The following is an 11473-nucleotide window of genomic DNA, read 5'->3' as shown; positions in this document are numbered from 1 at the left end:
CACACCTACTATTTTTCATGGAGCAGGAGAGACACCCTCATGGAGAAAACCAAAATATTAATAGTCGAGGACGAATCGGCGATCGCCGATCTTCTCGCTTACGGGCTTATGAAAGAAGGATATGCGGTGAAGACGGCCGCCAATGGGGCAGAGGGCCTTAAGGAAGTGGACCATTTCCGGCCGGACATGCTTATTTTGGATTGGATGCTGCCGGACATGAGCGGACTGGACATTTGCAAAAAAGTGACGTCGAGTCTCAACGTCCCCATTCTAATGATTACGGCCAAATCCGATATTACGGATAAAATTCTTGGCTTGGAATTCGGGGCGGACGACTATATTACGAAGCCGTTTGATTTGCGTGAGGTCATTGCCCGGATTCGCACGATTTTGAGACGGGTAGCGCAAGCGAATGGAAACCGCAGCAGCGGCGACGAAGCCGAAAGCGAGAAGATGAAAGTGCGTCATCTGGAGCTCAACCGGACCGAGCGCCTTGTCAGACGGCATGGGGAGGCGGTTGAGCTGACGCCGAAAGAATTCGATTTGCTGATGAAGCTAAGCGGCAATCGCGGAAGAATCTTTTCGCGGGAAGAGCTGCTTGAACTGGTATGGGGTTACGATTATGCGGGAGAGACCCGCACAGTGGACAATCATATCCAAAGGCTTCGCAAAAAGCTGGATGCCAATGAGCTCATTACAACCGTATTCGGCATAGGCTACAAATTTGAAAAGGATGCGGAGTAGAGTCATGAAGCTGCGCATCCGAATCCGGTCGATTCGCACCAAGTTTGTCGTCGGCTTTTTTCTTATTTTTTCCGTTTCGTTCCTGCTGCTGAATCAAACGGTGATCAGCATCATTCAATCGAGCAATCAGAGCATTATTACCGATGATTTAATCAAGCTGAAAAAAACGGGCAACAGCTACGTTCGCCAAGCGTTTATGATCAACCATTTTTCCAATGACGATATTTATTTCGGCCAAATGGCAAAGGAGATTATCGGCGATCTCCATTACGCCACTTCAAGCCATGTCAGCGCCTATACAGTAAGCGGGGAGCTGCTGCACGCCACAGACCCGAATTTATTTACTGGAGCGGAAGGCGACGACTTGAAGCAGGCTTTAAGCGGAAAAACGGCCTATACAATCGCCTACGACAAAGGGACGGCTTCCGTGTTTTTTTCTTATCCCGTTGTGATCGATGGAGTAAAAGTCGGCATTTTGCGCTATTCCCAGCCGTTTGATTTGCTGTATGAGCAGTCGGATCGTATCTTGAACGCCATCTTTTATATCGCGCTCGCTATTTTTGCGGCGGCGTTCCTCTTTTCCTACTTGCTGTCCCGCCATATTTCGATTCCGCTGTCTAGGCTGGCGGCCGCTTCTACGGAAGTGATGAAGGGAAATTTGGAGGTCAACCTCGCCATGAACCGGCATGATGAGATTGGACGGCTGGCGAACAATTTTAACGACATGATCGGGCAAATTCGCAGTCAAATCGGCAAAATCGAGCGCGACCGCGACCGGCTGGAGAAGCTGCATTTGCAAGGCAAACATTTTTTTGACAACGTGACTCATGAGCTGAAGACGCCGCTTACTTCTATTCTTGGGTACGCCGAGATGATCCGGGAAAACGGTGAAAGCGACCCGGCGTTTTTTCAAAAAGGGATGAAGCATATTGTCGACGAAAGCCAAAGGCTTCACGGCATGGTTATCTCTTTGCTGGAAACGTCGAAGGAGCAGGAGGGCTGGGAGGAGAAAGGCCGGGTTGAGGCGGGGCAGCTGCTGAAGGATGTATGCGAAGCGATGGCTTTTAAAGCTCAGCGTTACAAAAAAACGATTCGGATCGAAGCGGAATCCGGCTTATATGTGCAAGCCCAGCCGGACAAGCTGCGTCAGCTGTTCATAAACTTGATCGACAATGCGATCAAATACAGCTATGATCATGCGGATATTGCGGTAAAAGCAGTTATGGAGGAGGGCGGCATCATTCGAATCGGGTTATCCAATCCGAGCGATCCCATCGCCCCGGAGCGGCTTGCCCATATTTTTGAAGCGTTCCACGTAGGCGACCGTTCTTCCAAGGAGCAGGGCAGCGTTGGGCTTGGACTGAGCATTGCCAAATCGATTGTGGACGAAATGGGTGGGGACATTAGGATGCTAAGCGAAAACGGGGAAACGAGCATAACGGTGGAAATTCCCTGCTCAGAGGTGGTGGAACGGACATGAGGCGAGATAGAAAAGGAAGCCGACAGTTGTTTCGGCGGCTGTTTGAGATAAGCTTGCTCGCCATCGTTCTTTTGGCCGGTTGCTCAGCGGGGGGATTGCGGACGGAGACGATTGTTATTGCGGATTCGGAAACGGAGCCGCCCGCCCAGTCCGAAGGCGAGCCGTTTGAGGCGGAAATCTACTACAAGCCGATGTTTACTATGAATGAAAAATATGTCGGGCCCTTTCGGTGGTCGGGGGAAAACGAAATGGTGCGCCTGTCGGTGGGCAACAAAATGGTGGCTACCGTTGACCGGCTGACGCCGCCGTATGAAGAGACAAAAGAGATACTGGATCTTAGTTCTTTTTTAGTGGATTACTCCGGCTTGTCGCCGAACGGCCGATATTACGCTGGTTTTATAATGGAGTCGAACGATAATAAGCTTCCGATCATGATAGTGGACCTGAAGAACGGAGGGCGCCAAAACATTGAGAACGGTGAAGTATCGTCCTACCGTATGGGGACAACCACACTGTCTTGGTCGGACAATAGCCGATATCTCTCTTACCTTTACCGAGACCAAAGCGATAAATTAAGCATCAACGTTTATGATATCGAACAACAAAAGCTGACGGGTTATAAATTGGCGGATCATTACGAACAAGAGTTTTATTACGCTATCAAGCTCTCGGAAGATGGCAGCAGTGCCGTTCTCATCAAAGAGTATGGCGGCGAGCCGGCGGGCTTTGAGCTGGGCAAGCTGGCGGATGGCCAGTTTGTGAGCGAATATAAGCATACTTTAAACCCCAGCCTCGGCGTCGTCTGGCTTGATCAAGACCGGATTGCGTTTGTCGGAACCGACGGCACTTTGTTTTGCTACGACCGCCGCAACGACAGCGTTTATGTTCTTTTGGATCAGGTAAGCGGGTTTGCGCTGTCTGCTGACAAGCAATATATCGCTTATTCCACGGAAGAAGCGACGATAGACGTTGCCAAGCTGCAAGGGAACAATTTGCTCCATAAATCAACGGTTTACCATACTTTTGTTGCTAGTGAAATGGGATGGAGTCCGAATAACGGATCGCTGTTTGTGTTAGGCCGCAAGCCTTATGAAGAGATGATCGCGCCAGAACCGGAAGCAAAGGTAAAGTACAGCTCCGAAATATTTAGCAGACAATTAATCGTTATTGATTTCAAGTAGCCGACATCCCGGATGCCGGCTAGATGCAACCTCTCTTTAGCCTTGTTTGGAGCTCGGCTCCAGCTTGCGGAAGAGAGGTTTTTTCTATGCTTTTTGACCTGCCCAATTCCCGGTTCTTACTCCCGCTCTCTTTCCTCGAATAGTTCTTCCAAAATATCCTTTAATCTATTAATCTAGTTTTATAGACATCCGCAGGATCATTTAGAGACAACTTCGTGACAAGTTGGAGACGTTCCCGTGACTTCAAGAAGCTACACTTTGGTAGAAGCAACATCATTTAGCGAATCGGGAGGATGTTATGCACTTACAAAGAGAGAAGAAACAGATGACCAAAGTTGTGCTCATTCCGCTCCTTCTAATCATCATAGCGGGAAGTCTTTTTATGATGGCGAATCAATCGCCGAAGCAATCGGGAGAAACGACGAAAGCTTTGTCCGGCAAGAAAGAACAATCGGGCACGGACAATGAGGAAACGGTAAAGCCAGTCGAAAATTCTAATGGAACTTATAAAATAATGATCGATCCAGGACATGGCGGCAAAGACCCGGGAGCACCGGGAGTAAGCGGCACCGAGGAAAAGGTAAGCAATTTGGCGATCGCGCTCAAAGTAGGCGAACTGCTGGGCAAAGATTCACGTTTTGAGGTGCGTTTAACCCGCACCGACGATACATTTGTGGAGATCGAGGAAAGATCGGCGATGGCGAATGCTTGGGATGCGGATGCCCTTATATCTATCCATGGGAATACGTATGAGGATGGTAGCGTAGAGGGGACCGAAACGTTCTACCGTTATGACAGCGGCATGGCGCTAGCGGCGGCAATCCAGCAAAAGGTAGTGTCGGCGACGGGGTTCCGTGACCGGGGAGCCAAGCTGAACGAGTTAAAAGTATTGACGCTTAGCACCGTACCTGCGGTTTTGCTGGAAACCGGCTATTTGACCAATGCCACGCAGGAGGCCTTCATTTTGAGCGAGGCTGGGCAAGGACGGATTGCCGAGGCGATCGTAGACGGCTTGAAGCAATATATAGAAGAACTAGATAAAGAGTCCGGAGGTTTATCCTCATGAGCGGACAGGAGAGAAACAGCGACGACATGTTTCAAGAGCTTTACAACAACTATTACAAAGCGGCCTTTCTTACCGCTAGCCGTGTCATCCGCGATGCCGATCTCGTTCAGGATATCGTTCAGGAAACGTTTATAAAAGTGTACAACCGCCTCGATACTATCCGAAACAACGGCAATAAAGAGGCATGGATTAAAGCAATCTCTCGAAATACGGCCATCGACTTTTGCCGGCGCAGAGCTTCCCGCAAGGAAGTGTCAGTGCTTCATATTGAAGCGAACGCCGCTTCGGAAGAAGACGGAACGGATCGTTTTATCCGGAGATGCGCTATTCAAGATATGTTGTTGGCGCTTGAACCGCAGCTAAGACAGTCGCTTATTATGGTCTATGAATATGGGATGACCTACGAGCAGCTGGCGAATTATCAACGGACAAGCGTCGGCGCCGTGAAGTCCAAAATTCACCGTGCCAAAAAGAAATTAAGATCGCTCGCCCTTTAACGGGCGGGCTTTTTTTGCTGTACGGCGCAGCAACGAAAAAAGGATTGTGCGTTCGCCATTCTCCACTTATGATAAATGGACTGACTACTTGGGGAAGGGGATTGCCGGTGAGCCTTCGCAAAAATGCTTTTTCAATCGGAATGATAGCGGTTACTTGTATATGGATCGTTATGATTATTTTTCATTTTAATAAAGACAAGGACATTCCCGTCATTGAGCAAGGGATGCTCGATCTAAGCGGATGGGATGAGCGCGAGCATGACATTTTTTCGTTGGACGGTGAATGGGCCTTTTACCCGGATCAGCTTCTTGCGCCTGGCGACTTGGCGGAGCAAGCGGAAAATCCGTTATATGTTCATGTGCCCGGCAATTGGGACGGCTTGAAGAAAAAGGACGGCAGCACCATGCAAGGCAAAGGGTACGGCACGTATAGGCTAGTTATCCGAAATGCGCCGACCGACGTTACGCTTGCCATTGCCAAACAATATGTCCGTTTCTCCGACCGATTATATATAAACGGAGACCTGTATGGCGAGTCCGGCAAGCCGGGAGAAACTCGTGAAAGCTATGAGCCGCGCAACTCTCCATACACTTCCTATTTCCGGACGAGCAGCGGAGACATCGATATTGTGCTGCAAGCGGCGAACTTCGATTACGGCCATGGAGGGGTGTTCAACTCCATTGACCTCGGACTAGGCTCGGAGGTTTCGCAGCGGAACAATATCCGTTCGGGACTGGAGCTGATGAGCTTCGGCTTGCTGCTGCTGTTTTCCCTGCTTTTTTTGTCCCTTTATATATGGTACCGGGGAGATATGCTGCTGCTCGTATTTGCCGCCTTTTCGATTTGTTTCGCCATCAATGTCATTACAAACGGGGAGAGGCTGTTTCTGCAGCTTATGCCGGACACGCCCTTCGAAATTGCGTTTAAAATTAAATATTTATCGGTTTATCTGATGCCTACCTTGCTGTTTTTTATTGCTTGGAAACTGATGGACCGAAGCCGCATTCATCGTGCGCTTCAAATTTGCATTGTCATTTTAGCGGGATATAACGCGGTCATTCTGTTGTTCCCGTTCCGCATTTATTCCATGTTCCAAGGATCGTTCTATATGATGATTTTTGTCATGAACGCCGTCATGGTTGCAGTTTTGTTCCGTCACTACAAGCAGCGCCGATTTTCACAGCTGGACGAGAGGCAATTTCAGCTTCTATTGGCCGGTTACTGGCTCTATTTGCTTTGCGTAATTGTGGTGTTGCTGAATTCGGCCGGACTGGTCCCTCTTGTGCTCACCAATGTGACGGGACTGCTTCTTATTTTGTCGATCGGCATTTTATTGATTTACCACTATTTGAATGCCTACGAGTCGATGCGGCGGCTGACGAATCAGCTCCAAATGGCCGATCAAATGAAAGACGATTTCCTCCTTATTACCTCGCATGAGCTGAATACTCCTCTGCATGGAGTCATTAGCATGTCGCAGTCGCTGCTGTCGACTCCTTTAAACCGGGTGAACGAACGGGAAGTTCGGGAGAAGCTGCAGCTGATTCGAAATACGGCTTACCGGATGTCCAATCTGGTCAAAGATATTATCGATTCGTCCCGTATTAAAGACGGGCGGCTGGAAGTCCGAATGGGCGAGGTCGATCTCATTCCATGTGTCCAGGTCGTGATGGAGGTATTTGACTTTTTGGCAAAAGGACGCAATGTCCAGCTCTATCACCGTATTGCGCCGGACGCCAGAATGATCGTGGCCGACGAGGATCGGCTGCTGCAAATGTTTTATAGCGTCATTCAGCATTTGCTCCGGCAAAAAAGCGATACGATCGCCGCAATCGAAAGCGATCGGGAAAAGGGCCGAATTCGGATTTCGATTCGATTAGGCGGATTGGGGGAAGCTTCTCGCGAATCTGATTCAGATGGAATAGAGCCAATTCCGGGAAGGGCCAGCTTGCCCGTGGGACTGTCGATCGCAAGGGAGCTGGCGGAGCTGATGGGCGGAGAGTTCGAATGCAGCGAAGACGGCTATATCGTCACGTTTTGGCTGAACGCCTCTAAGCGGCAATATCCGACTTGGGGGGATGAACTCGCCGAGACGGCTGCAAGCCGCGAAGCCCCATTAGGTGAAGGCCGCATCGCTCCTGAGAGGAGACTTGGCCATGTGCTCGTCGCTTCGGCGGATGCCGTCAATGTGGAGCATTTGTATGGGATGCTTAGTCTGGAAGGATACACGGTCAACTGTGTGGGCTCCGATGCGGAGGCCGCGCCGCTGCTGAGCGGAGCGAGGCGTCCCGATCTCGCAATCATTGACGTGCTTCTTCCGGATAGTGGAGGCTATGAGCTGTGCCGCACGATACGTAAAGTTTACAATCAGGCGGAGCTGCCAGTGTTGTTTATAGTAGCGCGGAGTACGCCGGCCGACATTGAAGCGGGCATTGCCGCCGGGGGGAGCGACTTTATTTCCCGGCCGCTGGATGCCGGCGAAGTCCGCGTAAGGGTTCATACGCTGCTTTCCATGAACCGTTTAGTGAAGGAAGCGGCGACGAACGAAATGGCTTTTTTGCGTTCGCAAATTAAACCGCATTTTCTATATAATGCGCTTGGCACCATTATGTCGCTTTGCTATACGGACGGGGCCCGCGCCGGCGAGCTGCTGAGCAGCCTAAGCCGATATCTCCGTATTATTTTCCACTTGGACAATACCGAGGAGACCGTTACGCTAGGCAAAGAGATGGAACTGATCGGGGCCTATGTCGATATCGAGAAGGAGCGGTTCGGAAGCCGCGTTCAAGTGGAGTTTGATGTAGATGAATCCCTGTACAGCACAAAAGTTATGCCGCTTACGATTGAGCCCTTAGTCGAAAATGCGATCAGACATGGCGTTTCCAAACAAGTAGAGGGCGGCCGGGTCAAACTTTCCATTCAGCGGGAAGGCGAGCTGATGCGGGTAACGGTGGAGGATGACGGCGTCGGCATGACCGCCCTGCAAGTGCAGGAAGTGCTCGGCTTTGCCGCGGCTAATCAAGGCGTCGGATTTCGCAATATTACAAGAAGGCTGATGCATCAAACGGGCAAGCAGCCGCTTGTGGAAAGCTCGCTCGCTCACGGTACGAAAGTGACGATTTGGATGCCGCTTGAGTAATGTGCAGAGCGAGGCACGGCAAAGAGAGTGGATGTTTTTCAGTGTGTGTTAAGCGGGGTCTTCTAAAATGGAGCTAACGGGAAGAGTTAGGGGGAATAACATGATAGAAGCCTTTTTGGTTGATGACGAGGAGCCGGCACTTAAATTGCTGGAGTTGTTTCTGACAAGATCGGGCATGGTGAACGTAACGGGCCGGTTCAGCAACGGGCTAGACGCTTTGCATGAGCTGGAGAAGAGGAAAAAGCCGGACGTATGGTTTTTAGATATTGAGATGCCGCGCATGAACGGAATGGAGTTGGCGGAGCGTATCCGCAGCTATGACCCGGATGTAGCCATCGTTTATGTGACGGCATACGACCAATATGCGATAAAAGCATTTGAGCATGCGGCGCTCGATTATTTGCTCAAGCCGCTTGAGCAGGACAGGCTGTTCCGCACGATCGCGAGATTGAACAAGGAGGCAGCTGCTCGTGCCGTGACGGCACCGCTAACAAAGGAAGAGGAGAAGCTGTCGATTCGCATGCTGGGAACCTTTTACGCGGAAACTTCCTCTAAGCAGGTCTTTAAATGGCGGACGGCCAAGGAAAAGGAACTGCTTGTTTATTTAGCGCTGCAACAGGGCACTCCTGTTCATCGCGACCGCATTATCGAGGATTTATGGCCGGACGACCCGTTTCAAAAAGCCCGCGTTTATTTGCATACATGTATCAGCTTAATCCGCAAACATTTGACGAGCCTCGGGCTGAGCGGCCTGCTGCTGTACGACAAAGAGCGATACAGGCTGGATGCGGATCGGGTCGAAGTGGACGCCCTGCTGTTCAAAAGCAATCTCAGTACTTTGAAAGATTCGGAGGCCTCTACCATTGACTCTATGGAGGAGACGCTTGAGCAATACAAAGGAAATCTGCTTCAAGACGAGGATTATCCTTGGGCGATTATGGCGAGCGAGAAGCTGAAAGCAACAGCCTTGGAATGGCTGCTTAAAGCGGCGGAGCTGAGGCTGGCCGAAGGCCATTTCGTCAAAGCGATTGAGACGGCGGACCGTGTCGTTCATCTATCGCCATGCGATGAGCACGCATACCGGATTTTAATGCAAGCCTATTTAATGCTTGGACAACATGAGCAGGTGCATCGCACGTACAAGAGGCTGTCCGTCCAGCTGGCGGAGCTTCATGTCGGCCCTTCGGCCGTTACGCAGCAAATATACGAAACGATTTCCATATGAGAGAAAAGAGCCGATTGCCAGCAATCGGCTCTTTTGCATGTGTGGGAAAAGCGGCTCCTGTCGATGCTATAATGGAACGTGCAGCTGGCGGAAGGAGAGCAGAATGAACATTTTAATAGCGGACGATGATCCTGATATGTTGAATATATTAGACGCTTATTTCAAGAAAGAGGGCTTTCAAACTTTGCTGGCCCGGGACGGAGAGGAAGCATTACGGCTAAGTGCAGAGAGCCGGATTGATCTAGCTGTACTGGATTGGATGATGCCTAGAACAAGCGGGGTAGCTGTTTGTCAGGAGCTGAAGAGGAGGCAATACGCCAAAGTGCTGATGCTGACGGCCAAAGGGGAGCAGGAGGACGAGCTTGCCGCTTTGCAAATCGGGGCCGACGATTATGTTCGCAAGCCGTTTGAGCCGCGAATCTTGGTCTTGCGAGCCAAAAAGCTGCTCCAGCTTGAGGACGACATCCTGCTCGGAGAACTTCGGATTGGCATGCGAGGCGGCAAGGTTTATCGGTCTGGCGTTGACTTAAAGCTGACAAATACGGAATTTCTATTGCTGAAATGTTTGCTCCAGCACAAGGGGCAAATTTTGAATCGTAAGTCACTGCTGGACCGGGTTTGGGGGTTTGACTATATCGGGGAAGAAAGAACGGTGGACACTCATATACGCAGGCTCCGGGAGAAAATCGGGGAGCAGTGGATTAAGACGCATCGTGGCAGCGGTTATAGTCTGGAGATGAACCATGAGTAAGTTAAGCCGCAAATGGTTTTGGCGCATGTCCGGGATGATTTTGCTTGTGTTCGCTTTTTTGTTTGCCGCAAACGCCTATTTTTTGCCCCGATACATGCTGTACGAGAAGAAGCAAAACTTGGCTCAACTAACGGATGAGATGGGGAAGCTTTCGGTGCAGGCTTTGCGGGAGAAGGAGGCGGAGCTGGAAAGCCGATATGAAGCGACCATCGTGGCAACGCCCTTTGTGAACAATCCGAACTTGCTGAATGAAGCGGTCAAGAGCAAGCTGTACAGCGAAGGAATTACACTTTACAGGTTCTGGCTGACTGAGGAGAGCATTAGCTCTCTGGCGGAAGGGAAGCAGGTGCGAAAACTATACAATCAGGCTAAGCTCGACACCAGCTTTTTGACAACCTTTCTACGAGTGGAGGATACGTTGTTTGTAGCGGGAGACTCCATCGCGCATTCGGAGCAATCACTTCGTGCAGTCAACAGGTTTAATCTGTACGCCGCAATAAGCGCGTTGTTGCTGACGCTCGGATTGTCTTGGCTCATTACAAGACAGATTGTAACGCCGATTAGGAAGCTGGCGCGGAACGCCGAGCAAATAGCGGGTCTTCGCTTTCAAACGGTATCCATCCGCACCGGGGATGAGATTGAACTGCTTGCCGACAGCATTAGTGAAATGAGCGAAAAGCTGAAGAGCGCCCATGCAGAGCTAGAGCAAAAGAACAAAAACTTAAAAACGTTCATAAACGATCTCTCCCATGAGCTTAAGACGCCAATCGCATTAATTAAGGCCTACTCCTCCGGCATTGAGGACGGATTGGATGACGGCTCTTATATAGCCGTAATTAAACAGAAGGCGGATGACATGTCCGCTATAGTGGACAGGCTGCTTTATGTGGCAAAGCTCCAGTCGGATCCGTACACGATAGACGCTTTCGATTTCAGTCGTTTGCTTGACGTGACGCTGGATCGTTATCGTGTGGCGTTTAGCCTGGGCGGGAAGAGCGTTAAAGTGGAGGATAGCGAACTTCACCAGCCGATCGTTTGGGGGGACGAGCAAAAGATTGCGGTTGTGCTGGACAATTTTTTAAGCAACGCTTTGAAATACGCCAGCAAACCGGAAATCGTCATTACAACCTTTAATGAAAGGGAACGGCTTGTTTTTAAAATAAGAAATTCCGTTAGCGAAAGGCAGGGCAGGGAGGCTAACCAGCTTTGGCAGCCGTTTTACGTAGGGGAAAGCTCAAGGAGTAAAGAACTGAGCGGATCTGGCCTCGGACTGTCCATCGTTCAAGCGATTTTGGAGCGTCATAATGCGCGGTACGGCGTCCGGGAGGAAGACGGAGAAATCGAATTTTATTTTGGTTTGCGCAGCAGCTAAATAGAGGAGCAAGAGAG

Annotated in this window: 9 protein-coding genes; all 9 read left to right on the top strand. The window is 50.3% G+C overall.

The window, feature by feature from the left end:
- Window positions 1-39 precede the first annotated feature (39 nt).
- The 9 genes from ACFQZE_RS16850 to ACFQZE_RS16810 all read left to right on the top strand — a co-directional run bounded on the left by ACFQZE_RS16850 (window position 40) and on the right by ACFQZE_RS16810 (window position 11456).
- Window positions 40-744 (top strand): response regulator, encoded by a 705-nt coding sequence (locus tag ACFQZE_RS16850; RefSeq protein WP_379359058.1) that lies wholly within the window; start codon window positions 40-42, stop codon window positions 742-744.
- 4 nt (window positions 745-748) lie between these two features.
- Window positions 749-2224 carry a sensor histidine kinase gene (locus ACFQZE_RS16845; RefSeq protein ID WP_379359056.1) on the top strand — a complete coding sequence of 492 codons (1476 nt, stop codon included), beginning with the start codon at window positions 749-751 and terminating at the stop codon, window positions 2222-2224.
- Complete coding sequence (locus ACFQZE_RS16840; protein ID WP_379359054.1) at window positions 2221-3405, top strand: WD40 repeat domain-containing protein; 1185 nt, start codon at window positions 2221-2223, stop codon at window positions 3403-3405. Before ACFQZE_RS16845 ends, ACFQZE_RS16840 begins: the two co-directional genes overlap by 4 nt.
- A 298-nt stretch (window positions 3406-3703) precedes the next feature.
- Window positions 3704-4471 carry an N-acetylmuramoyl-L-alanine amidase family protein gene (locus ACFQZE_RS16835; RefSeq protein ID WP_379359052.1) on the top strand — a complete coding sequence of 256 codons (768 nt, stop codon included), beginning with the start codon at window positions 3704-3706 and terminating at the stop codon, window positions 4469-4471.
- Window positions 4468-4968, top strand: a complete 501-nt coding sequence (locus tag ACFQZE_RS16830; RefSeq protein ID WP_379359050.1) for an RNA polymerase sigma factor — start codon at window positions 4468-4470, stop codon at window positions 4966-4968. Before ACFQZE_RS16835 ends, ACFQZE_RS16830 begins: the two co-directional genes overlap by 4 nt.
- Before the next feature lie 107 nt (window positions 4969-5075).
- Window positions 5076-8108, top strand: a complete 3033-nt coding sequence (locus ACFQZE_RS16825; protein ID WP_379359048.1) for a hybrid sensor histidine kinase/response regulator — start codon at window positions 5076-5078, stop codon at window positions 8106-8108.
- Between the two features lie 100 nt (window positions 8109-8208).
- Window positions 8209-9333 (top strand): response regulator, encoded by a 1125-nt coding sequence (locus ACFQZE_RS16820; protein ID WP_379359045.1) that lies wholly within the window; start codon window positions 8209-8211, stop codon window positions 9331-9333.
- 103 nt (window positions 9334-9436) lie between these two features.
- Window positions 9437-10084 carry a response regulator transcription factor gene (locus ACFQZE_RS16815; RefSeq protein WP_379359043.1) on the top strand — a complete coding sequence of 216 codons (648 nt, stop codon included), beginning with the start codon at window positions 9437-9439 and terminating at the stop codon, window positions 10082-10084.
- Window positions 10077-11456 (top strand): sensor histidine kinase, encoded by a 1380-nt coding sequence (locus tag ACFQZE_RS16810; protein WP_379359041.1) that lies wholly within the window; start codon window positions 10077-10079, stop codon window positions 11454-11456. The genes ACFQZE_RS16815 and ACFQZE_RS16810 overlap by 8 nt, the downstream gene beginning before the upstream one ends.
- The last annotated feature ends 17 nt before the right edge of the window (window positions 11457-11473 follow it).

It is taken from the genome of Paenibacillus sp. GCM10027627, assembly GCF_042675505.1.
Taxonomy (GTDB): Bacteria; Bacillota; Bacilli; order Paenibacillales; family Paenibacillaceae; genus Pristimantibacillus.
This window is presented reverse-complemented; position numbering and strand designations above follow the sequence as displayed.

Excerpts from the sequence above, each read along its gene's own strand:
- ACFQZE_RS16830 (WP_379359050.1), top strand. The coding sequence starts at position 4,468 with ATGAGCGGACAGGAGAGAAACAGCGACGACATGTTTCAAGAGCTTTAC.
- ACFQZE_RS16850 (WP_379359058.1), top strand. The coding sequence starts at position 40 with ATGGAGAAAACCAAAATATTAATAGTCGAGGACGAATCGGCGATCGCC.
- ACFQZE_RS16835 (WP_379359052.1), top strand. The coding sequence starts at position 3,704 with ATGCACTTACAAAGAGAGAAGAAACAGATGACCAAAGTTGTGCTCATT.
- ACFQZE_RS16820 (WP_379359045.1), top strand. The coding sequence starts at position 8,209 with ATGATAGAAGCCTTTTTGGTTGATGACGAGGAGCCGGCACTTAAATTG.
- ACFQZE_RS16845 (WP_379359056.1), top strand. The coding sequence starts at position 749 with ATGAAGCTGCGCATCCGAATCCGGTCGATTCGCACCAAGTTTGTCGTC.
- ACFQZE_RS16815 (WP_379359043.1), top strand. The coding sequence starts at position 9,437 with ATGAACATTTTAATAGCGGACGATGATCCTGATATGTTGAATATATTA.
- ACFQZE_RS16840 (WP_379359054.1), top strand. The coding sequence starts at position 2,221 with ATGAGGCGAGATAGAAAAGGAAGCCGACAGTTGTTTCGGCGGCTGTTT.
- ACFQZE_RS16810 (WP_379359041.1), top strand. The coding sequence starts at position 10,077 with ATGAGTAAGTTAAGCCGCAAATGGTTTTGGCGCATGTCCGGGATGATT.